Annotated in this window: 22 protein-coding genes and 1 riboswitch; of the genes, 12 read left to right on the forward strand and 10 right to left on the reverse strand. The window is 65.8% G+C overall.

Annotated elements, in window-relative coordinates:
• Positions 1 to 46 precede the first annotated feature (46 nt).
• Positions 47 to 448: a c-type cytochrome gene (locus K5K93_RS11835; RefSeq protein WP_033832730.1), complete on the forward strand. Its 402-nt coding sequence runs from the start codon at positions 47 to 49 to the stop codon at positions 446 to 448.
• Here the strand turns inward: K5K93_RS11835 and K5K93_RS11840 are convergent.
• Positions 442 to 4,050 (reverse strand): transporter substrate-binding domain-containing protein, encoded by a 3,609-nt coding sequence (locus K5K93_RS11840; RefSeq protein ID WP_222387976.1) that lies wholly within the window; start codon positions 4,048 to 4,050, stop codon positions 442 to 444. The two genes, K5K93_RS11835 and K5K93_RS11840, sit on opposite strands and share 7 nt — an antisense overlap.
• A 75-nt stretch (positions 4,051 to 4,125) precedes the next feature.
• Here K5K93_RS11840 and K5K93_RS11845 point away from each other — a divergent pair, with 75 nt between their 5' ends.
• The 7 genes from K5K93_RS11845 to pnuC all read left to right on the forward strand — a co-directional run bounded on the left by K5K93_RS11845 (position 4,126) and on the right by pnuC (position 13,023).
• A complete protein-coding gene (locus K5K93_RS11845) occupies positions 4,126 to 4,764 on the forward strand; it encodes a response regulator transcription factor (RefSeq protein WP_025875871.1) in 639 nt (212 codons plus the stop codon).
• A 204-nt stretch (positions 4,765 to 4,968) separates the two neighbouring features.
• Positions 4,969 to 5,904: a hypothetical protein gene (locus K5K93_RS11850; RefSeq protein WP_261311838.1), complete on the forward strand. Its 936-nt coding sequence runs from the start codon at positions 4,969 to 4,971 to the stop codon at positions 5,902 to 5,904.
• A 107-nt stretch (positions 5,905 to 6,011) separates the two neighbouring features.
• On the forward strand, positions 6,012 to 8,036 hold the full coding sequence (locus tag K5K93_RS11855; protein ID WP_222387977.1) for a peptidoglycan-binding protein: 2,025 nt from the start codon (positions 6,012 to 6,014) through the stop codon (positions 8,034 to 8,036).
• A gap of 248 nt (positions 8,037 to 8,284) precedes the next feature.
• A complete protein-coding gene (locus K5K93_RS11860) occupies positions 8,285 to 8,683 on the forward strand; it encodes a glycine zipper 2TM domain-containing protein (protein ID WP_025875877.1) in 399 nt (132 codons plus the stop codon).
• 129 nt (positions 8,684 to 8,812) lie between these two features.
• Positions 8,813 to 9,940: a phosphotransferase gene (locus K5K93_RS11865; RefSeq protein ID WP_222387978.1), complete on the forward strand. Its 1,128-nt coding sequence runs from the start codon at positions 8,813 to 8,815 to the stop codon at positions 9,938 to 9,940.
• A 155-nt stretch (positions 9,941 to 10,095) separates the two neighbouring features.
• Positions 10,096 to 10,191, forward strand: a riboswitch (TPP riboswitch).
• Between the two features lie 70 nt (positions 10,192 to 10,261).
• The gene (locus tag K5K93_RS11870) at positions 10,262 to 12,442 is read left to right on the forward strand and encodes a TonB-dependent siderophore receptor (RefSeq protein ID WP_222387979.1); all 2,181 of its coding nucleotides are present in this window, start codon (positions 10,262 to 10,264) and stop codon (positions 12,440 to 12,442) included.
• A 56-nt stretch (positions 12,443 to 12,498) separates the two neighbouring features.
• Complete coding sequence (gene pnuC / locus K5K93_RS11875) at positions 12,499 to 13,023, forward strand: nicotinamide riboside transporter PnuC (protein ID WP_261311839.1); 525 nt, start codon at positions 12,499 to 12,501, stop codon at positions 13,021 to 13,023.
• 107 nt (positions 13,024 to 13,130) lie between these two features.
• Here the strand turns inward: pnuC and K5K93_RS11880 are convergent, their stop codons facing one another.
• The 7 genes from K5K93_RS11880 to K5K93_RS11910 form a co-directional block, all read right to left on the reverse strand.
• Positions 13,131 to 13,547 carry a TonB C-terminal domain-containing protein gene (locus K5K93_RS11880; protein ID WP_222387981.1) on the reverse strand — a complete coding sequence of 139 codons (417 nt, stop codon included), beginning with the start codon at positions 13,545 to 13,547 and terminating at the stop codon, positions 13,131 to 13,133.
• A gap of 160 nt (positions 13,548 to 13,707) precedes the next feature.
• Positions 13,708 to 14,682 (reverse strand): Dyp-type peroxidase, encoded by a 975-nt coding sequence (locus tag K5K93_RS11885; protein WP_222387982.1) that lies wholly within the window; start codon positions 14,680 to 14,682, stop codon positions 13,708 to 13,710.
• 105 nt (positions 14,683 to 14,787) lie between these two features.
• Complete coding sequence (locus K5K93_RS11890) at positions 14,788 to 15,051, reverse strand: hypothetical protein (RefSeq protein WP_222387983.1); 264 nt, start codon at positions 15,049 to 15,051, stop codon at positions 14,788 to 14,790.
• Between the two features lie 13 nt (positions 15,052 to 15,064).
• The gene (locus tag K5K93_RS11895) at positions 15,065 to 15,391 is read right to left on the reverse strand and encodes a hypothetical protein (protein ID WP_222387984.1); all 327 of its coding nucleotides are present in this window, start codon (positions 15,389 to 15,391) and stop codon (positions 15,065 to 15,067) included.
• A 24-nt stretch (positions 15,392 to 15,415) separates the two neighbouring features.
• A complete protein-coding gene (locus K5K93_RS11900; RefSeq protein WP_093820857.1) occupies positions 15,416 to 15,784 on the reverse strand; it encodes a VOC family protein in 369 nt (122 codons plus the stop codon).
• Between the two features lie 69 nt (positions 15,785 to 15,853).
• Entirely contained in the window at positions 15,854 to 16,621 is a 768-nt protein-coding gene (locus K5K93_RS11905) for a helix-turn-helix domain-containing protein (RefSeq protein WP_222387985.1), read from the reverse strand.
• Between the two features lie 115 nt (positions 16,622 to 16,736).
• Positions 16,737 to 17,309: an Ax21 family protein gene (locus K5K93_RS11910; protein WP_025875896.1), complete on the reverse strand. Its 573-nt coding sequence runs from the start codon at positions 17,307 to 17,309 to the stop codon at positions 16,737 to 16,739.
• Positions 17,310 to 17,834: 525 nt separating this feature from the next.
• Between K5K93_RS11910 and K5K93_RS11915 the strand changes: the two genes are divergently transcribed.
• Positions 17,835 to 18,104, forward strand: a complete 270-nt coding sequence (locus K5K93_RS11915; protein WP_025875897.1) for a hypothetical protein — start codon at positions 17,835 to 17,837, stop codon at positions 18,102 to 18,104.
• 156 nt (positions 18,105 to 18,260) lie between these two features.
• Positions 18,261 to 18,959 carry a hypothetical protein gene (locus K5K93_RS11920; RefSeq protein ID WP_222391059.1) on the forward strand — a complete coding sequence of 233 codons (699 nt, stop codon included), beginning with the start codon at positions 18,261 to 18,263 and terminating at the stop codon, positions 18,957 to 18,959.
• A 39-nt stretch (positions 18,960 to 18,998) separates the two neighbouring features.
• Here K5K93_RS11920 and K5K93_RS11925 read toward each other — a convergent pair whose 3' ends face one another.
• Together K5K93_RS11925 and K5K93_RS11930 are read right to left on the reverse strand one after the other, a co-directional pair.
• On the reverse strand, positions 18,999 to 20,195 hold the full coding sequence (locus K5K93_RS11925) for an ATP-binding protein (protein WP_222387986.1): 1,197 nt from the start codon (positions 20,193 to 20,195) through the stop codon (positions 18,999 to 19,001).
• Positions 20,196 to 20,456: 261 nt separating this feature from the next.
• Positions 20,457 to 21,095, reverse strand: a complete 639-nt coding sequence (locus K5K93_RS11930) for a hypothetical protein (RefSeq protein ID WP_222387987.1) — start codon at positions 21,093 to 21,095, stop codon at positions 20,457 to 20,459.
• 270 nt (positions 21,096 to 21,365) lie between these two features.
• Between K5K93_RS11930 and K5K93_RS20325 the strand changes: the two genes are divergently transcribed.
• Both K5K93_RS20325 and K5K93_RS11940 read left to right on the forward strand, forming a co-directional pair.
• Entirely contained in the window at positions 21,366 to 21,725 is a 360-nt protein-coding gene (locus tag K5K93_RS20325; RefSeq protein ID WP_314819830.1) for a helix-turn-helix domain-containing protein, read from the forward strand.
• A 467-nt stretch (positions 21,726 to 22,192) separates the two neighbouring features.
• Positions 22,193 to 22,561, forward strand: coding sequence for a hypothetical protein (locus K5K93_RS11940; protein WP_099844613.1), 369 nt, complete (start codon positions 22,193 to 22,195; stop codon positions 22,559 to 22,561).
• Positions 22,562 to 22,575: the final 14 nt, after the last annotated feature.

Raw genomic sequence — 22,575 nt, forward strand, 5'->3', positions numbered from 1 at the left:
GCCGGTCGCAGCCCCACGGCGCGTGCGCCCGTTATCCTGCTCGCCCATGCGTGCCCTTCGCCTGCTTCCCGCTGTTGCCACGATCCTGGTCGCCAGTGCGTGCCAACGACCGCCCGCTGCGCCCAGCACGCCCGAACAGGCGCGCCAGCAGGCGATGCAGCGCGCGTTCGAACTGTGCGCGGGCTGTCATACCGTCAATGCAGGCGGCATCCACCGCTTCGGTCCCAACCTGCATGGGGTGATCGGCCGTCGTGCGGGCAGCCTGCCCGACTACGGCTACTCGCAGGGCATGCGCCGCGCCGACTTCGTGTGGAGTGCGCAGACCCTGGACACCTTCCTGCAGTCGCCCACCCATCTGGTACCCGGCACGCGCATGTACAACGCCTTCCCGAGCGCCGAGCGTCGCGCGCTGGTGATCGCTTACCTGCAGGAGCACGCGGCTCAGTGAGCCAGGCGCTGCAGCTGGTGCTGCAGATGCGCCACGAACTGCCCGGCGTCGGCAACCGCCGATGCGACCTCTGCATCGCCCGCGGCCTGCAACCGTTCCACCAGCGCGTTGGCGCGATCGGCCAGGCCGCGTGCCCCCACCGCCCCCAGCGCACCGGCCTGCCGATGCAGGTGCAGCGCGGCCGTCACCCGGTCGCCTTCGTGCAGCGCGCGCTGCAGGGCCGCGATGTCCTCGTTGCTGGCCTTCACCAGGCTGTCGTGCAGCTGCCGGGCGATCTCGCGCGAACCGAAGCGCCGTTGCAGGGTCGCCAGGTCGGGTAGCCCCTCGTCGCCCTCGGGCTCATCGTCGCTGTCCACCGCGGCCTGGTCATCTTCAGCACCCTCGGCGCGCGGCAACCAGCGCAGCAGTGCCTGCCGCAGCGTCGCCAGCGACAACGGCTTGGCCAGCACGTCGTCCATGCCGGCTTCGCGGCAGCGGCGTGCGTCATCGTCAAGCACGCTGGCGGTCAGCGCCAGCACCGGCATCCGCGGCTGGCCGTTGCGCCCCTCGCGCTCGCGCAGCAGGCGGGTGAAACCAAATCCATCCAGCACCGGCATGCGGCAGTCGGTAATGACCAGATCGAAGGATTCCTCCGCCAGCCGGTCCAGTGCCTGCTGCCCGTCATCGACCAGCACATGCGGCACGCCCAGCTGCTGCAGGCGCCAGGCCATCATCGCCTGGTTGGTGGGATGGTCTTCAATGATCATCACCCGGGCCTGGCGCAGATCTGGGGGCAGCAGCGCGATCTGCTGGTGCTCGGCCTGCAGCGCGATCACATCCTCGCTGCGCGCTTCCACCAGCGACAGCAGCACCTCCACCCGCGTCCCTTCGCCCAGCGTGCTTTCCAGCTTCAGTTCGCCGTCCATCTTCTGCACCAGGCGCCGGCAGATGCTCAGGCCCAGCCCGGTGCCCCCATGGTCGCGCTGGATGTAAGCACCGGCCTGGGTGAAGGGTTCGAACAGGGTCGGCAGCTGCTCCGGCGCGATGCCGATGCCGGTGTCGGTGACGCTCAGGCGCAGCGGCTGGCTGCCATCCTCGGCAGTAGGGCCCAACACTTCCAGCTGCAGCCGCACCGAGCCCTTCACGGTGAACTTGATGGCATTGCTGAGCAGGTTGAACACGATCTGGCGCAGGCGCACGCCATCCACTTCATGGGCCTGTGCCAGCTGTTCGTCGATGTCCAGCTGCAGGTCCAGGCCCCGCGCCGTGGCCTGCGGCAACAACAATCGATGCACACCCTCCAGCAGTGGCCGCACCGGCAGCGGCACCGGCTCCAGGCGCAGCGCACCCGCTTCCATCCGCGAATAGTCGAGGATGTCGTCCAGGATCTGCCGCAGCATCTGCGCCGAGTCTTCGATCACGCCGAGGATGCGTTGCTGTTCAGCGTCCAGCGGCGAATGCGCCAGCACTTCCAGCATGCCCAGCACACCGCTCATCGGCGTGCGGATTTCATGGCTCATGGTGGCCAGGAAGCGCGATTTCGCTGCTGCAGCCTGCTCGGCTTCGACCATCGCCGCGGCCAGCGCGTCGGCCTGCGCACGCGCCTGGCTCACGTCCACCCAGTAACCACTCCAGGTTACCGCGCCGGCTTCGGTTGAGTACGGGTGCGCCTGGCTGCGCACCCAGCAGGGCGCACTTCCGTCGCGATGGATACGGAACTCGAAGGACAGCGGGGCGAAATTGCGCGCCGCCAGCTCCATCGCACGCAGCACCTTTGCGCGGTCGTCGGCATCGATGCATGCCAGCAGCGCCTGCCCGTCCGACTCCGCCTGCTGCCGGCTGATGCCGAACATCGACTGCACATCGCCGGCAATGAAGGGGAAGCTCAAGGTGCCGTCCGCTTCGCGGCGGGCCTGGTAGACGATGGCAGGCAGGTTGTCGGTCACCTCGGCCAGACGCTGCTCCAGCTCGCGACGGCCGGCCACTTCGCGGCGCAACCGCCAGTGCCCCAGCCCATGCACTGCCACAGCAGTGGTCAGCACCAGCATCAGCGGAAGGCCCCAGCGCAGCAGGGTGCGCCAGTCCACCCCATCGTGGTATTCCACCGACAGCCAATCGCCGCGCAGGGCCTCGCGCCGCCGCGGCCCCATCTGCAGCAGCAGGCGGTCGAAGGTGGTGGCCAATGCCGCATGGCGGCGCTCCACCGCCAGCGCCAGCTGGTCGTTGAACCCGGCAGGCGCGGCCAGTTGCAGGCGCCCAGGGAAACGGTTGCGCAGCAGCTGGTCGACCAGCGCCAGGTTGCCCACGTAGGCATCGGCCTCGCCATCAGCCAGGCGTTGCAGGGCCTGCTCGGCGCTGCGCGCGGCGACGATCTTCGCCGACGGTGCCTGATGCTGCACGTAGCCACGGATGCGCTCCGGATCGGACAACAGCACGCGCTTGCCGTCCAGGTCCGACAGCCCCAGCATCGACGGGCTGTCAGTGCGGGTGACGATCACGTTGGGCACGGTGATGAAGGGTTGGCTGAACACCCATTCCGGCCCGAGATAGCTCGAATCGGCAGGAATGCCGATCACCGCCTGCAGTTCCCCACGACGCGCCTTCTCGCGCACCTCGTACCAGTCATGGCTGTTTTCCACCTGCAGGTTGGCGCCGGCCTGCAGCAGGCGCTGCAGGTACTCGTTGGTCAGGCCACTGGGCTTGCCATTCCTGTCGGCGAACGACAGGGGAGCCGCGTTGGGCGCAAAGCCGATCTTCAATGGCTGCTGCAGCACCCGTTTCTCTGCCTGGCTCAGCGCCAACTGCGCCGATGCCGACCATTGCGGCGCCCGCAGCCAGCGCTGCACGAGGGCGTCGCGCTGGGTCTCGTTGACAGCGGCAAGCGCCAGATCCAGTGCTTCGGACAACGGCTGTTTGCTGTTGGGCACACCGAAATGCAACTGCTCCGGCGGCAGATCGCTGGGCCGCAGCAACGCCACACCCTTCAACCCGTTGGCGGCGATCAGTTCCGTTGCCACGTAGGCATTGCCGATGAAAATGTCGGCTTTGTCGTCTCTGACCATACGCAAGGCCGTCAGCGTGTTGTCTGCGACAAGTTGTCGTGCCCGGGGGAACCGCGCACGCACCTGCGGTCCGGTCATGAAGTCCTGTTCGACGACCACGCGCAGCCCGTCCAGGTCAGGTGCCTCCGAGGCACGCAGGTCCTGTGGACGCCCGACCAGGGCCAATGGTGCTTCGGCATAGGCAGCGGTGTAGACCATGCAACGGGTACGCTCGGCGCTGAGGGCGATGTTCATCACCACGTCAATCTCGCCACGACATGCCGCATCCAGCACAGAGGGCCAGTCCGCAAAACGGCGCGTTTCCACCTTCAGGCCCAGCTGCCGGGCCAGAAGCGTCAGGTAGTCCGGGCCGAGCCCCATCTGCTTCCCGTCCTGGATCGACTCAAAAGGAGGCCAGCCACTGTCATACTGTCCAACAACGACAACAGGATGTGCGGCCAGGTACTCGCGCTGTGGCGGGCTGAGCGGCAACGGTCCCGGCGTGGACGTCGGCTGGGCCAGCGCCGGCAGCGCCAGCAAGGCGGTCAACAGGATCAGTCCACGAGCCGCCCAGCTGCGCATCTGCAACGATCTCCTGGAAGTCCTGCCAGGGACCGCGACGGTCGCGGTCCGGCGTGCCAGTGGCCATACTAGAGCATGACCTTGCGCATCATCATCGCAGACGATCACCCCGTGGTCCGCATCGGTACCCGCGCCGTCATCGAGTCCAGCGGCGTTGGCCGAGTCGTTGGCGAGGCCGACAACGCCCAGGCCCTGATGACCCTGCTGACCACCCAACCCTGTGACCTGCTGGTCACCGACTATTCGATGCCCGGCAGTCCCCAGGCCGATGGCTTCGCCATGATCGGCATGATCCGCCGCCGCCATCCCGACCTGCCGGTACTCATGCTCAGTGTCTCCAACAACCTGGCGATCCTGCGCATGGTGCTCGACAGCGGCGTGCTCGGCCTGGTCGACAAGAGTTCGTCGATGGATGAACTGCCGCAGGCCATCCAGGCGGTCTATCGCGGCCAGTCCTACATCAGCCGCAGCCTGCGCGAGCGGGTGGAGGAAGCGGGCAGCTGGCGCATGCGCGAGGGTGACGGCAAGCCGTTGTCGCCGCGCGAAGTGGAGGTGCTGCGGCTGCTCGGCACCGGCATGACGGTCAAGGAAATATCGCTGCAGCTGCACAAGAGCGTCAGCACCATCAGCCGCCAGAAGGGTGACGCCATGCTCAAACTCGGGCTGAAGGGCGACGCGGAGCTGTTCGACTACCTGCGCGACGGCAGGATCTGAGACACCGTTCGTAGTTCCCTGGCGGGAGGCGACTCCCTGCCCCCTGTGATCGCCGTCGCAACTGTGCCATCATCCGCGTCGATGGGTTCTCCTATGCGAGGTCGAAGGAATCGACCGGCTCATCACGACGTTCCCCCTCCTCGAGGGCGGGGCGTGTTCTGCGTTGGCCTTCCTGCCCGACGCCCGCAAACCATGGAGAGGTGCATGAAGATCCTTCCGGAATCCCGCTTGGCCCGTGTCCGCCCACGCCTGTGTGCGACGTTCGCCGGCCTGCTCGTTGCGCTGCTTGCCGGCGCCTGCACCCCCTCGCCTTCGACCGCGTCACCACAGGGCGCCACCGCGCCACGACAGGATGTTGCCCCGATGCAGAGCTCCGCCACACCCGCCACCACGGCCACCGCCACGCCCCCCGATGCCGGCAGCGTGCTGTATTTCATCTACGACGTCGACGGCGATGGCGCCGTTTCGTATGAAGTAGCCAATGGCAGTGTCGCCACCTTCTGGTTCGGCCATGCCTTCGAACTGGCCGGCACCCGCTATTACACCGGCTTTGCCTGGAACACACCGCAGAAGTACGGCAAGCCCGGCGAAGACGAAGCCGGTCCGGACAGCCAGGTCACCCTGACCGAGGCCACCTTCACCCTGACCGGCGACAAGCCGGATCGCCCCTGGGTGTTCAAGGGCGCCGAACCGTGGGTCGGCACCGTCGGCGCCTATGGCACCGCGCCGGACATCGACAGCAAGCGCAAGCCGCTGGAGTACCGCACTCCGGCCGGCAAGCTGGTGCTGGCGGTGCCGACCAGCACCTTCGCCACCGGTACCAGCATCGAAGGCTACACCGTGCTGGTATTCAACCCGGACTACGAGAAGTCCGAGGACGGCCAGGTCTGGGCCAGCGCGGGCACGGTGATCACCGGCGAAGACAATTCGGCCGCCTGCGACGAGGGCCAGGTGATGCCGTGCGTCAGCAACCGGGGCGTACTGGCCTTCAGCGCCGTCGCCGGCAGCGACCTGCCCACCATCACCGTCACAGCCACCGGCACCACCATTTCCGGCCCGGGCCAGACCCGTGCGCTGGGTGCGGCCGATGCACGCCAGTACCACTACGACGCCGCCCGCAAGGCCTACGTAGAGAAGTAAGACGCACCACCCCGCAGCACCTGTTGACCGACATGTTGAAGACTCACGGATGAGTCCGGTTGGCGTATCGCGGCAAAGGCCGCTCCATCAACCCCAGAGGAAGTGTCATGGCACAACGTGACTACAGCAAAAAGGAAGTTCTCGACATCATCGAGCAGGTGGCACAGCGCAAGGGCATCGCCAGCGAGGACTTCCTGCGCTTTGCCCACATCGAGACCGGTGGCCGCTTCAACGAGCGCGCGCACAACGACAAGACCGATGCCAAGGGCCTGTTCCAGTTCCTGCCATCGTCGGCCAGGCAGTACGGCCTGACCGGCCACGAGTACGACCCGACCCGCAACACCGAAGCGGCAGCGGAGATGTTCAAGCGCAACCTGGTGGACATGGAAAAGCGCCATGAGCGCACCGGCCATCCCTACCTGTCCGGTGATGACAAGCCGAGCGGCCTTGACCTGTATCTGGCACACCAGCAGGGTGCGGCCGGCTACGGTTCGATCCAGACCGCGATCGCCACCGGCACGTTCGGCGTGGTGCGCGACGGCCACGGCGATCCGATCAACATGCGCCCGCGCATCATGGGCCAGATCGGCAGTGACGTGGAAGCGCTGACCGGGCATACGCGCGCCGAGATGCGCACGATGAATGATCGTGACCTGGCCAGCACCTTCGCCCAGTACTACGACCGCAAGTACGACGCGATCAGCATCCCGGAAAAGAACATCGCGCCGATCACCGAGGCCCAGGCGCGTCCGGCACCGGTGCAGGCCGCACCGGCACAGACCGTGGCCCCCGCCGCGCAGGCCGCTGCCGCCGCCGGTGCCGCAACCATCGCCGCTACCGCCACGGCTGCTGCCGCCAAGCCCGATGCACCCGGCATTTCGCTGGATGCGGCCTACAACGCCGGCGTGAAGTACGACCACGTCAAGTACGCGATCAACATCGAAGGGCATCGCCTGCAGGTTCCCGGCGTGTCCGGCAAGAACGTCGCCCAGGGTTACATCGACTGCTCGGGCTGGGTGGGCACGCTGCTCAACAAGACCCAGGATGAGATCAACCAGAAGGCCGGCCACGCGGTGTTCGCCGATGCCGACAAGATCAAGCTGGGCTTCGCCGGTTCGGGCAGCATCGTGGAGCAGGCCTACAAGTACTCGGGCGTGCTGCTCAAGCGCGACGACATCCTCAAGCCGGGTGCGCTGAAGGAAGGCATGGTGATCGGCCTGGACACGGCCAATACCAAGCACGAGTACTGGAAAGGCATCGACCACATCGTGATGGTGGTGCGTGACCCGAACACCGACAAGCTGCTGATCAGCCAGTCCACCGGCAAGCTGGGCGTGCATACCATGCCGGTGGAGGATTACCTCAAGCAGGTAAAGGACCACCCGAACTGGAAGCTGTTCGCCTCCGATCCGCTGCACCAGGCACGCGATCTGCTGGAAAACCGCAGCCAGGCGCACGAGCAGGCGCAGGCCAAGGGCGCCGCCGAACCGAAGCCGTCCCCGCAGGAAAAGCCGCAGGCCAGCAACGAACTGCATAAACAGGGTGCGCACGGCGAGGATGTGCGCAGGGCGCAGGAACAGCTGGGCCACCTGGGGTATGTGGGTGCCGACGGCAAGCCGCTGGTCGAGGATGGAAAGTTCGGTCGCAACACCGAGGCTGCCGTGCGCCAGCTGCAGAAGGACAACGGTCTGGCAGTGGACGGCATCATCGGCCCGAAGACGCTGGATGCGATCAAGGACGCGCGCGAGCGCCCACTGCTCAATGACGAGCGCCATCCGCAGAACCCGATGTACAACCAGGCCGTGAAGGGCATGGAAGGCCTGCCGGCAGGCACCTTCAAGGACCGCCATGCACTGGAGGCCGCCGCCGCTGCGCTGACCAAGGAAGCACAGGCCAGCGGCATGCAGCGCATCGATTCGGTGGTGCCCAGCACCAACGGCGAGCGCATGTTTGCCGTACAGGGCACCGCCGGTGACCCGGCTGCCTGCCGCGCGGCGGTGGACACCCGTGCGGCCAGCGAGCAGAGCATGGCACTCAGCAGTGGTGCGGTGCACGGTGCACCGAATGTCCTGCAGCAGCAGGACGCCCAGCAGGAGCAGGTGAAGCAGGCCCAGCGCGCCATGGGCCACTGAGCCAGGCCAGGCAGGGGAAGCCAGGGGAAGGGCCGCGTACTGCGGCCCTTTTCCTTTCTGGCAGCTGAGCGGCCGCCGCGCTTTCAGCCTCGCTTCATGCCGCCTGACGCTAGATGAATGCGCAAGCCGCACGGGGATCGCGCGCAATGTTCCGGCAATGTCCGGGCACCAGCGTGGTCCCTACGGCAGCCGGGGCGCCCAGCGCCCTCCCTGCCCACCGTGGCATGCACCTCACAGGAGAACCCAACATGCTCAGCACTTCCGCACTCAGCTTCCGTGGTCTGGCGATGGCCCTGGCACTTCTTGCCGGCGTGGCCGTGGTCAGTGATGCCAGCGCGATGTCGAGGAAGGACAAGCGCACCGTGGTCGGTGCCGTCGTCGGCGGCGTGGCGGGTCACCTGATCTCCAACGGCGACCCGGCTGCCACCGTCGGCGGCGCGGTTGCCGGCGGCGCCATCGGCAACCTGACCACCTCCGACCGCCATGATCGACGCTACGACGGGCGCTATGACCGTCGCTACGATCGCCGTTATGACCGGGGCTACAACCGCGGTTATGGCTACGACCGCCGCGATGACCGTCGCTGGCAGCGTGAGCGCCATGACAACCGTTACTACCACGACCGCGGCCGCCATCGCGGCTGGTAAGCGCGCCGGCCACAGGCCGCACGTGGCGTCCCTGACGGGCGGGTCGATGACCCGCCTGTTTGCGTCTGTGGCGTCCATGGCATTGAATGCGCAGCCTTGGATGTTCCATTACTCACCAGCGGCCGTGGCATGACTTCTTCTCCCCATCGCGTGCAGGGCCTCAACAACGACGAGGTCGCCGCCGACTGGCCGGTGATCGACGCGCAGGAGATCACTTGGCTGCGTGGCCACTATCCGCAGCTGGGCGCGGACAGCACGCTGCGCTGGCACAGCCCGCGTCCATTGTCGGCCGCGGCCATCGTCGACGGCACCGGCGGTCCGGTCTTCATCAAGCGCCACCACCACAGTGTGCGCAGCGCTGGAAGCCTGGAAGAAGAACACCGTTTCATCGCGCATCTGGCAACTGCCGGCATGCCGGTGGTGCAGGTGCTGGCCAGCAACGACGGCCGCACCGCACTCGAACACGGCCCGTGGACCTACGAACTGCATGCGGTGGGCGCGGGCAAGGACCTGTATCGCGAGCTGCCGTCATGGTCACCACTGACCGACATCGCCCAGGCCCACCAGGCAGGAAGAATGCTGGCCACGCTGCACCGCGCGGCCACCAGCTACCACGCCCCGCAGCGCGGCACCCATCTGCTGGTGGCACGCGACGACCTGATCCGCGCCGATGACCCGATCGCCGCGCTGAAGGCCGACCTCGGCAATCGCCCCGGGTTGGCCCGCTACCTGGCGCGCATTCCCTGGGAAGAACAGCTGCGCCGCGATGTGCTGCCGTGGCACCACGGCCTGGCCGCGCGCCTGCAGGACGAACCGCGGCTGTGGGCGCACAACGACTGGCACGTTTCCAACCTGCTGTGGAACGACGACGGCACGATTGCCACGGTGCTCGATTTCGGCCTGGCCTCGCCCACCAGCGCGCTGTTCGACCTGGCCACCGCGATCGAACGCAACGCGGTGGCCTGGCTGCAACTGGAGCGCGGCACCGATGCTGCTCGCATCGACATCGCCCTGGCCCTGCTGGACGGCTATCGGCAGGAGCTGCCGCTGTCGCCCACGCGCGTGCACCTGCTGGCCGACCTGCTGCCGATGGTGCATTTCGACTTCGCTCTGTCCGAAGTGGAGTATTTCGAGGGCGTCACCGGATCGACCGCGAACGCCGATGTGGCCTGGCAGCCGTTCATGCTCGGGCATCCGGCGTGGTTCGCCACGGCCCCCGGCCAGGCCCTGCTGGCGGCCCTGCACGCCGCCGCGTGAGCCGCGAGCCACCAAACACCCGGGGGGCTCAGTAGATCGACGCCATGCGTCGATGATGCGCTCGGCCGGGGTCAGATCCCTTTCCGCTGGAAAGGGATCTGACCCCGGCTGAAGGGCGGTAGCTCGCAAATCCGTACCATTTGTAGTGAAATGGTCACCTGAAGCGGGGGTGCCTGGATCTGCCAGGCTGAGAGAGTCCCTTGGAACCTGATCCGGTTTGCACCGGCGTAGGGAGCTTTGAGCCGCAGCCACACCCCCGTCATGGGCCGGTGCACCTGCGCGCCGTCGCTTCGTCTCCCTTGTTGTCTGAAGACGAATCGAATGAACCGCTGCCTGCGCCCCACCCTGCTCGCCCTTGCCCTCTGCGCCGCCCTGCCGCTGTACGCCAGCGAGGCAGGCACCGACGCCGTCGATGCTCCGCCGTCCTCTCCTACCGAGCTGGCGGCAGTACGCGTGCAGGCCGGCAAACCGAAGGCCGACACCTCGCGCGTCAACGCCTTCGGCGGCGGCTCGTGGAAGGACACCCCCGCCTCGGTGAATGTGCTGGAGCGCGACTACCTCGACCGCCGCCAGGTGCGTTCGCTGTCCGAGCTGGCCAGCAATGATGCCTCGCTGGGCGATGCCTATGCGCCGGTGGGCTACTACCAGAACATCGCCATCCGCGGCTTCGCGCTGGATGCGGCCACCGGCTACCGCTTCAACGGCATGTCCATCGCCGGCGAGCAGCGCCTGGCGCTGGAGAACATCCAGGAAGTGCAGATCCTCAAGGGCGAAGCCGGCCTGGCGGCTGGCGTGATGGCACCCGGCGGCATCATCAACTACGTGGGCAAGCGCCCGGCGGAAGTGCGCACGGTCACCCTGGGCACCGATTCGGAAGGCTCGCGCTATGCCGCCGTGGATGTCGGCCACTGGCTGACCCCGCGCTTCGGCGTGCGCCTGAACGCCGCCTGGGATGCCAGTGATTCCTACGTCGAGCATGCCGACGGTCGCCGCAACTTCTATTCGCTGGCCACCGACTGGCTGATCGGCGAACACGGCAAGCTGGAAGTGGATGCCAACTACCAGACCAGCGCGCAGCGCTCGGTGTCCGGCTTCCAGCTGCTGGGCGCGCGCGAGCTGCCGCGCGGCGTCGACCGCGAACGGCTGCTCGGCTACCAGCCGTGGCAGCGGCCGGTGGACATTGCCAGCACCAACATCACCGCGCTGCACACCTATGACTTCAACGATGCGTGGCAGTCGCGCGTCTCGGTCGGCCACAGCCGCTCGGTGATCGATGACAACGTCGCCTTCGCCTACGGCTGCTACTACACCGCAGGGTGTGCAGACGGCAGCGTGCCGGGCAACTACTTCGCCCCCAACGGCGACTACGACATCTACGACTACCGCAGCCCGGATGACACCCGCCGCAACCAGCAGGCCCGTGCCGAACTGCGCGGCAGTTTCGAGACCGGCAGCGTCGGCCACCAGCTGAGCATCGGCGCCGACTACTTCCGCCGCACCATCGACAAGCGCCCGAGCGTCAACGAGTACGTCGGCACCAGCAACATCCACGACGTGCAGGTGCCGGTGTTCGAGCGCTCGCCGAAGATGCCGGGTGCATCGGCACGGCGCCTGGACAGCCGGCAGACCGCGTTCTTCGCGCTGGACCGGATGAGCTTCGGCGATGACTGGCAGTGGCTGGCCGGCGGCCGCTTCGTGCGCCTGGACGAGCGCGCCTACGACAAGCGCGGCACGCCGCAGCGCCACAGCCGCCTCTCGCGCTTCCTGCCGCAGACCGCGCTGGTGTGGAAGGCCAGCGACCAGCTCAACGCCTACGCCAGCTACGTGCGCGGCATTTCGCTGGGCCAGGAAGCACCGTTCTGGACGTCCAACGCCGATGCCTTCCTGCCGTCGATGCAATCGCGGCAGCTGGAAGTGGGCGTGAAGTACGTGCCGGTGGACGCCCTCACCCTGGGCGCGGCCGTGTTCCGCACCTCCCAGCCCTACCAGTACGCAAAGCCCGACGGCAGCGACGTCGGCTACACCTTCGTCGAAGAAGGCCAGCAGACCCATACCGGCCTGGAACTGACCGCCAACGGCCAGCTGACCGACGCGCTGCAGATCGTCGCCAGCGCCAGCGTGCTGCAGGCGCGCGCACGCGACACCGGCACCCCGGCCTATGAAGGCCATCAGCTGGTGAACGTGCCCAAGGTGCGCGCCAGCGTGCACCTGGCCTACGCGCTGCCGTTCGTTGAAGGCCTGGATGTGACCGGTGGCTGGCGCTATGCCTCCTCCAACGTGGCCCGCGCCGACGGCGGTGTGCGCGCACCGGACTACTCGGTGTTCGACGCCGGCCTGCGCTTCCAGCACCGCCTGCACGACCGTGCGGTCAGCTGGAACCTGTCGGTGGACAACCTGTTCAATCGCTTCTACTGGCGCGACACCGGCAGCAGCGGCGGTGACTACTACCTGTTCCCGGGTGCGCCGCGACAGGCGCGCCTGTCGGTGACGTTCGCGCTGTGAGCGGCGTCGCGCTCGAGTGGACTGCCGCGCTCTTCAGCATCCTCGGGGTGTGGCTGATGGCAAAGCGACGGTTGGCCGCGTGGCCGGTCGGCCTGCTGTCGGTCGCGCTGTACGGCGCGGTGTTCGCCGAAGCCAAGCTGTACTCGGACACGCTGCTGCAGGTCGCCTTTGGTGGATTCCTGGTCTACGGCTGGATCAACTGGCGCCAGCACGCCGCCGATGAAGGCAGCATCCGCATCGTGCCGCTGGCGCGCGGCACGCTGCTGCGCGACCTGGCCATCGGCCTGTGTGGCGGCGTGGCGCTTGGCGCCGGCATGCACACCTTCACCGATGCAGCGTTGCCGTGGCTGGACGCGATGCTGACCGCACTGAGCCTGGTCGGGCAATGGTGGCAGGCGCGCCGGCACACGGCCTGCTGGTGGGTGTGGATCGTGGTGGACGTGGTCTACGTGGGCGCCTATCTGTTCAAATCGCTGCACGTGACTGCTGCGTTGTACGTGTTCTTCCTGGGCCTGGCACTGTTCGGGCTGCGGGCGTGGCGCGCCGCCGCGCGCGAGCCGCAGGCAGTACCTGCGCAGTAGAGCCACGCCATGCGTGGCTGCGTTGGTAGATGCCGACCTTGCTCGGCAGGTGAGCGCCAACCAAGGTTGGCGTCTACCGATGCCCGGCAGCCAGGCATGGCGTGGCTCTACTGGGTAAGGGTCAGCCCCAATCGCAGTGGCTGTCGCATGTCCTTCGGCGGCGCCGCCGGCAACGGCGTGGCCTGCAGCGCCGCACGCAGATCGGCATCGACCTGTGCATCACCCAGGCTGTCGAATTCCAGTTTCGAGATGGCGCCATCGCCGGCGATCCACACACTCACCACCAACGGCGCCGGCGCTTCGGGATGCTCCTGCAGCCAAGCCAGCAGGCGCTGCGCGTGCGGATCCTGCTCCTGCTGCAGACGCTGCTGCAACTCGCCGCTGACGGAGGCGGCATAGGCCATCCAATGCGCAGGTGCGTCCTGTGCGGACACGCTGGCGCTGCCCAGCGCCAACAGGCCCAGCAACCATGCCAACGGGCGCCAGCCACGGCGCGAGGTGCGCTTGTTTCCTGCAGAAGCCATCACCCACGTCTCCACGTCCATCCCAACGCGCCATGGTCGGCGCCGTAGATGACAGGCAGATGGCGGCGCAGTAGAGCCACGCCATGCGTGGCTGTTCCGGGCAACCGGTTGATCCATCCACGCATGGCGTGGATCCACCTGGCTGCCCCACCCGGCGTGATCAGTCGCCCAGGTCGGCCAGCACTTTGCGCGAGGGCGCAAAGAAGGTGACGCCGGTGGTCGCGGTGGAGAAATCGAGGATGCGGTCATGCAGCGGCGCGGGGTTGCCGATGAACATCCGCTCCAGCATCTTCTCGATCACCCACAGCCGGCGCGTGTAGCCGATGAAGTAGGTGCCGTACTCGCCACGCCCCGGATTGGCGAAGGGCATGTTGTCGCGCAGGATCTCGTGCTCGCCGTCGGCATCCTCGATGGTGCACAGCGTCTTGTGCGACTTCTGCGCGTCGGCCGGTGCGTCGTCCAGCTCGATGTTGTCGTGCTTGGTGCGGCCGATGATCGCCTCCTGCGCCTCGGTCTTCTGCGCACGCCAGGCATCGAGGTTGTGCAGGTACTTCTGCACCACCACGTAGCTGCCACCGGCATGGTCGGGGTCCTCGTCGCCGACGATGGTCGCCTCCGGCAGTGACAGGCCTTCGGGGTTGGCCGTGCCGTCGACGAAATCGAGCAGGTCGCGGCCGTCGAAGTAGCGGAAACCGGCCACATCATCCGCCGCGTCCACCGCATCGCCGAAGGCCATCATCAGGTTGCGCTCGAAGGCCACGATCAGATCCATCGTGCGTGCACGGACGTGGTACAGCAGGTCGCCCGGCGTGGAGACCGCCGTGTGGGTCGCACCCTTCACTTCCTGGAACGGCTTCAACTCGCGCGGCGGCGTACTGCCCACCAGCGGCTCCCACACGCGGTGGCCGATGGCCACGTTGCAGGTGAAGGTGCGCTCGATCTCGCGGATGGCGGTGTTCTTGATCAGGTCATCGGTGCTGGCCAGCACCTCGCGCACTTTCGCCAGCGACGCCGCATCGTCCTTCACCGTCAGCACCAGGAACGCGGCCGAATGGGTCAGCGGCGCGGTGATCTGCTGCGGCTCGTTGTCGAGCGTGTGGTTGAGGGCGGTGATGGGTGCGGGCTGGGCGTTCACGATGGTTCCTGCTGGCTTGAGGCGGGCACATCGCCTGCGGCAATGTGCGGGCGATCATAGCGGAACGACCTTGCCGGCGACGGAGCGGTTCTCAGTTCGCGGAGGTCAGCCGGCCGGCGCCAGCCACTCATCGGCAAGCACCTGTGCCTGCAGCCCGCTGTCGGTGATCGAGTGCTGCGGCTGTTGCACCCACCACTCCCCGTGCCACTGCGGCCGCATGTGTCCGCGCAGGAACCGCTCGACGCGAAAGCGCTGCCCGACACGAAGGATGCAGGCCAGCCGCGTGCCGTCCTGCGAGACCACGGACGCCTGCAGCTGCCAGCCGTCCGCAGCATCGCGCAGCAGATTCGCTCCATCGATCTCGATCATGTCCATGCTGTGGCTACGCCGTGGTCACAGTGAACTGCCGAGGCGTGCGCCACGCAACCCGCAGGTAGGGTCCCTCCAGCACACCGCCCTCGCGGAGATGCTCGAACACGTCGGCCGGACACCACTCCCTGCCCGCCGAGAAGGCAACGCCGAGATCACGCAGGCGGAGGAAGACGGCGGCCTTCGCTGCATCGTCGGGGACCGGCAGGGTGAGGGTGTTCTCATCGCCAGCACTGAAGCCCAGCGCCTGCAGCGAGGCCCGCGAGCGGCCATTGAACAGCATCACCTTGATGCAGTTGCCGTCGGCCTGCCTCACATAGGCATCGATGTGCGTTTCCATTGGCGGATTGTAGAGGCAGACGGATCAGCTGGCGTCGCTCCACACCGCCAGCACGTAGCCGTCCAGATCGCGGAAATGGAAGCGACGGCCGCCGGGAAAGGCAAACACCGCCTGCACGATCTCGCCGCCAGCGGCGAGGATGCGCTGCTGCGCGTCGGCAAGGTCCACGCAGTACACGATGACCAGCGCGCCGCCTGAGGACGTCACCGCCTCGTCGGCGACAAATCCACCTTTGAGGCGGCCGTCATCGAACTCGGTATAGGCCGGGCCGTAGTCGGTGAAGGACCAGCCGAAGACCTGCCCATAGAACTGCTTGCTGCGGGCGATGTCGGCGACGTTGAATTCGATGTTGTCGATGCGGCGTTCGGCAGCGGTGGTGTCTGCGTGGCTCATGGTGCGGCTCCGTGGTTGGAGCGGCCAGCATCGGTCAGGGTCGGGCCCGGGTCTTGAACGAAACGGCCATCAACGTCCCCACTGCTGGCGCAGCGCACTGGCGGTCAGGCCGGCAAGCTCGCGGGCGTCGCGGCTGAGGTGGGCCTGGTCGGCATAGCCGGCCTCCACGGCCAGCATCGCCAGACTGTGCGCGGGTTGGGTCTGGCTGCAGCGCAGGAACCGCTGCAGGCGCAGGATCCGCTCCAGCGACTTTGCCCCGTAACCGAACTGCGTCTGGCTGAAGCGACGCAGGGTGCGCGGGCTCATGGCCAGTTGTGCGGCGAGTGCGTCGATGCTGGCATCGCCTCTGGCAGCGTGCGCGAACAGCGCATGCGCGCGGCGTGTGTGTTCGTCCAGCACGGCCGCCGGCATGTTCCGCTGCAGGCTGTCAGCCAGGCGCTGCAGGCGCTGGTCGGGCGCGGCGTCACCAATCCAGGCCGCAGCCTGAGCCGCCCAGCGGGCATTGAATTCGATCAGGGGCACGGCTTGGCCGACGATGCCGGACAAGTCGATGCCGAGCGCAGCCGATGCTTGGCCGGGCCGGAACCGCGCGCCCAGCACCTGTGCACCGGGGGCCAGTTGCCGGTGTGCGGCGGTACGGTCCGGCCCCACCACGAACAGCGCACCATCACGCCAGAGAATGTCCACGCAGCCATCGGGCAGCACGGTGATGCTGCCACTGGCGTCGGCAGGCAACTGGCTCTGCCAGAGCTGGCCGAACTGGCCACGCAGCGGCGCAGGCGCCAGGTGTTCCTGATAGGCCGAGCCGGTGCCAGCGGGAGTGGAGGGATCGCCCATGCCCCATTGTGGCAAAGCGATGCCGGAAAAAGAGAAGCCCGGCACGAGGCCGGGCTTCGCTGGCGTGTGGGAGAGAGATCACACGCCAGTTACACGCACTAACGACAGGCGTTTGTTACCAGCTGAAGCGCGGGCCCACGAACCACTCGCGGTCGCCGGCCTTGGCCAGCTTCACTTCACCACTCAGGCCCCAGTTCTGGTTGAACTTGGCGGTGGCGCCGACGCGGCCGTAGAACTCGCCGTCCGGGTTGATGCCGTGCTTCTTGCTGTAATCCTCGTAACCGGCCAGCGCATAGCCTTCCAGGTACGGGTTGAACGCGGTGCGCACGCCCACTTCAGTGGAGTAGCCGTTGAAGTCCAGGCCGTGCTTCATGTCGAACTTCTGGTATGCAACACGAGCCACCAGGTCGGTGTTCGGTGCGATGCCGTAGTTGTAGCCGGCACCGATGCGCCACTGGTCGACATCGTTCTTGAAGGTGTCGGTTTCCTGCTTGCTGTAATCACCGAAGATGTGGAAGTTCGGGTGCACGGCAACCGAGCCCTTCACGCCCCAGCCATCAGCGTCGCCGCCCTTGGCATCGGTGTTCACGTAGCCGCCTTCAACGTAGTTGTACGACAGGCCATCGGCAGCCGATGCGGCGAACGGCAGCGCGGCCAACAGACCCAGGGCAAGCAGCGAATTCTTGATCATCGGGATACACCTTTCATTATTTTGGTTTCGTCGAACGCCCCTCGGGAGGGGAGGGAGGAGAGGCGTTCGACAGGTGTGAATTATCCGTTTGTTGATGAAATCGGCCCTGAATATTGAACTGACCGGTACATGAATGAGGTTGCTGTTCAGGGAACTCTCGATGCGCCGTGTAGTAGCTCGCTGGATGCACGCCGCCCTGCCAAGCCGCTTCGGTCATTGATCGCACGGGAGGACTGCACTCACGGAAGCGCGGTGCGTGCGTCGATGGTGTGCGCCCCGCCCATCTGCGCCCATTGAGAGGAACAGCATGAGTCGGCTTCAGGCTGATGAATTGGAGAGATCGAAGTGGCACAACGACATCAACCGATGCAGCAGAGCTCGCTTGTTCCCGCTTGTTAAGGATTGCTGATTGCGCGACCTTCACAGGCCATCCACGTCTTCCAACTGCAGCTGAAAGCACTTCGCAGCGGCGGGAACAAACGCCGCTATATTCCAGACTCCCCAGACGAAGGAGGGAGTGGAATGTTCCTGACCAAGCAGCAAATCAACGCGGCACGTGCCGTCACCGTAGCCATCGTTGCTACCGTAAGCCTCGGGGCTTGCGCCACCTACAAAGACGAATTTGCAACGATCAACTCGCGTCTCGACCAGCTCGACGTGAAGGTGCAGGGCGCGGCGCAGAGCGCCGAATCGGCCAACCAGTCTGCACAGCAGGCCAACCAGCGTCTGGATCAGATCGAAGGCCGCGTGCAGCAGCTCGAAAGGGTCCCCGGCCGCAAGCCGCGCGGGTAACCGCTCTCCCACCCACTTTGATGAACGCTTGAACCAGACACCAGTGGCCTTCACCGGCCACTGGTGTCTTTCAGCCTCTCGGTCGTCATCCGAAGGAGCCGTCCCATTCGTACGTACTCACTCCCTGCACGCCGGGCCGTATCGGCCACGCTGGCCATCGCGCTGGCACTGGCAGGAACCGGCGCAGCCAGCGCCAGGAACGCCAAGGAAGCCAAGGACGCGCCCACGGAAACGGCGACCGCCGCCGATGAACTTCCGCAGGGCCAGGAAGTGTCCGATACGGTGATTGAACTGGCCGGCTGGGTCGTGGCCAGCAAGGACAACCAGGGCTATCCGTTCGCGATCATGGACAAGGCGGCTGCGCAGGTCCTGGTCTTCGGCGGTGACGGCAAGCTGCGCGGCGCAGCGCCAGCGCTGTTTGGTTCGGCCATCGGCGATCACTCGGCACCCGGCGTCGCCAAGCTCGCATTGAGCGCGATTCCCGGCCACGACCGCACCACCCCGGCGGGTCGTTTCATTGGCGCCTATGGCCCGTCCGAGGACGCCGGACGCGTGCTGTGGGTGGACTACGATTCCGCCGTTTCAATGCACCCGCTTCCCCCGGGCACCCCGAAAGAGAAGCGCAGCGAACGACTGGCATCGGCCACGCCGGACGACAACCGTGTCACCCACGGCTGCATCAATGTCTCGCCCGGGTTCTACGAGCAGATCGTGCATCCCACGTTCGAGAAAGGCGGCGTGTTCTACGTGCTGCCGGACAAGGATTCGATCGAAGAAACGTTCCCGGAGTTCGCGCGCAGTCGTGCGGCTGCGAAGGACGTGGATGAAAAAGACGCGCGACACGCCCGCAAATGAAACCCGGTTGAAGGCTGCGGACGTGGTCGCGGCAGACCGCTACGGAAGCTCCAGCCTGCGCATCCTGAACGTGAACAAGGTGCCGGCGGCCGCACTGGACTCCACCTCCAACGTGCCGCCATGGGACCGCGCGATCTCCGACGCAATGTAGATGCCGAGGCCGAGACCCGGCCGCGGACGCTCACTCTTCTCACGTGAGAATGGGCTGAAAATCGCGTCCAACCTCGCTGATGGAATGTGTCCCTCGTTGTGTACGTCGAGCGCGAGCATTTCCGGCCCAGAGTGAACGGTCAGCGTAATCGGGGACGAGCGCTCTCCGTGTACCGCTGCATTGGTGAGCAGATTGGCCAGGAGCTGCGCCAATCTGCTCGGGTCGCAGACCACGCCGCCTTCTACCATTATATGGACCTTGATGTCCTGGCGGCCGGTGGCGATTGCCACCTCCTCCACAACCCGCTTCAGGTCTTCTTCCAGCGTGCCTGTCAGCTGCAGCGCGATGGGAATGCCGCCGCCCAGACGCCCCCTGGCGAAATCAAGCACGTCGTTGATCAGTCCGTCCATTCTGGCAACGCCGGAAGTGATGTGCGCGAGCATCCGTTGCTGACGCTCAGTGCCCGCCTCACCTGCCAGCGAATCTGCGGCGATGCTGATGGCCTGCAGCGGACTGCGCAGGTCATGACCCAGCACGGCAATGAACTGGTCGCGCAGGTCGGCGACACGATGCGCGTCGGAGAGCGCCGTTTCCGCTCGCTCAAGGCGATCTTCCTTGTCGAGGTAACTTCCTACCAGGTCGGCCAGCAGCTCCATGGAGCGTTGGACGTGGGCTACGTCGAAATTGGCCGGTGTCGAATCAATCGCGCAGAGCGTGCCGAAGAAGCTGCCGTCTGGCCGATGGATGGGAACGGACGCGTAGCTCTCAAGCCCGTAGATCCGTGGCGTGTGATGCCGGGAGTAGACCGGGTGCTCGCTTGCATGCGCAAATACAACTGACGTCGCCGACTGCCTGATCTCGTCACAGATGGTGGTCTCAAGCACCAGTTGGCCACCGGGAACCAGCCCGAACCCCAGGGTGTCGAATGTGGCGCACGCGGTCCAGGTTGTCTGGGTCACGCGGGCAATAGCCGTGAATCGTGAGCCCGTGATGTGGGCGACGGTCTCCAGGATTCGCGGCACGGCCTGGATTCGACCAATCTCGGCGATATCGTCCAGCAGATTGGGGTCCGTCAGCTTCTGCATGGTCGGTCGTCCGGTGGGCACCGCATCATCCCATGGAACCGCTGTTTAGGTTGATGCGAGGGAAGCGGGCACTTCGGGCTGGGCAGATCGGCCAGCAGTGTTTACAGCTCGCTTTCGACCCGAGGCGGAACTTGGCAGAAGCAGATATGGATCTATTTCCAAGGGTTGAAGAGTGTTTCGATCTCGACGGCCATGGGCCCCGTCGTCGGCGTCGGCGCCAACTGGAAGGCGGGCATCAGGCACGCCTGCCGCGCCCGGGTCCTATTTTCTACACCTCATCCGCTCAATCTCATTCAGGACTTGCTTGTCTAATGAACCGAAGTCGCCCGGAATTTCCTGCTCTGTGAAGAAGGAATAAGTGACACCAAAGTCTTCCCCATGGAGCACACGACTGCAGGAAACACTGCCCAACGTGTCGCAGGATGCCATTAGCTCATCGTCATCCATGGGGCGTGTGGCGCCACGTGCGCTCGAGCGCCATACGAAAATGTGGCTCTTGTCGCCACCGTCGGGAACGGCAAGCAATCCCTTCTCCAGCATCCTCGCTTCTTGCCAGCCTTCAATAGCGCTCGTACGCAGATGGGATCCTTGGGGAAGATCGCCAAACCTTCTCCCGGGAAAGTACGATTTGGCTACCACCGCTACCGAGATCAAGCTATCGGGGCCGATACAAGCCTCGCTGTGGGTGGAGTAACAGCCATGCAGCGCAAAGCCGCCAGCCACAGGTTCCTGATGACCCCGCCGGGAAGGCGTCGCATCTAGATCGCCAGGAATGCAAAAGTCGGTCTTCGCACCATCGACACGATATGAAGTGGGCGAATCCATACACCCGGACCCAAGAGCTGCCACGACACATACAAAGAATCTAGTTTCTGCAACTCGGTTGAGGGCAATAGTCATATACGCCTCGCGTCGTTGAGCCAAGAACGTTGATTACAGTCTCCAGAGCATCCGTCTTGTATCCACCAAACGCCCTTGAGCCAGCTCCATTTTTCTCAAAGTCTGGCTCGTGGAACGCTCCGATGATACTTGCTGGATTCTTCTCCGTTGCGGCCGCCCGGTCCAGCACCTGCACACAGACCTCCAGGCGCGCCATCCATGCGCCGTTTGTTCAATCCAACGCGTGCTCGGCCAGACATGATCTATCGGTCCCAATGCAATCCCGCACCGATGACAGATTCCGATACGTGCCGTTCGCCAGTCCAAAGTACCTTCCGACGTTGTGTCATCGGCGGAGAACGAAAGGACAGATCGGCACCGCCGCAGGTTGCGGAGGGGGCGATAGCCTTCTCCACCCTGTCTTCCCTGGCCGCAGTATTGAGCGATGAGAACCGCCGGCTGTTGCGACTGCTGCGCGAACTTCAACCCAGGTCGCTCACCGAACTGTCCGAGCACTGCGGGCGCAAGGTTCCAAGCCTTTCTCGTACCCTTCGGATGATGGAAGGCTATGGGCTGGTTGAACTGAGGCGGGTCGGGGCGTCTGTGGTGCCATCTGCCATGGCCACGCGCTTTCTCATAGAGCTCGACTAGCACCACGTTGTATCGCCGCATCGCGGAGTTCTGTCGTTATTGCCTCGTTGACGTGTCAGCCCACTACGCTGGCAATCACGACCCATGTCGCATATTCCTCTATCGCTGAGGGCCCTTGCGCCATCGGCGTCTGGGGTGGCTTAACAGCGTGGGAGAATGCCGAAAGCGTCTTGCATCAAGCGTTGAATGCAATTTGTCTGATTGGCGTTGCGCAGCCATAGAGGTACAGATGACGGGCCATCGAAAAAGGATGGCCGGGCCTCGAAGACCCGTGCGCTTGTTTGATTACGCTTGCCAGCCGGCGTCACCCCGCGTGACGCCGGCTGGCAATCCGTCTGCCGGCTATGGCGGGCGGAGCGTGGAGGCCCTGTGCCTGCCGGCTTCAACAAGCGCCCGGTTTTCGAGCCACGTCTCCGCCCGCCACCTTTGTGTGGCGGCTACCGTCTGTCCTGCACGGAGCCCCAGCCATGACTGCACCGGAATTCCCCCGTCCCCATCCCTATCGCGCAGCTGGCGATGCGTCATCAGAGCAAGCATCTGCGATCGATCCCAGAGCTTTCATCGCCACGCTGACGCGTATCGGCAACGGCGCAGCCGCCGACGGCCAGCCGTGGCCGGAGCGTCATCAGATGCCCGGCCGCCGCATGGCGCTGGCCGATGCGGACTGCGCACTGGCGGGCCTGCGCATCGCGCTGGAAATGCTGCTGGCGGCCGAGCGCGTCCGCCAGAACGGACCGGACGACGAATACGTGGGCGATCGGGTGATGGAGGGTTTGATGATGGCGTGCCTGGCGCTGACCGCGCAGGTCAGCGCGCGGATGCGGCCTGAGGCGTAACGCCGGAGAATCTT

Source organism: Stenotrophomonas sp. DR822 (assembly GCF_019793815.1).
Taxonomy (GTDB): Bacteria; Pseudomonadota; Gammaproteobacteria; order Xanthomonadales; family Xanthomonadaceae; genus Stenotrophomonas; species Stenotrophomonas indicatrix.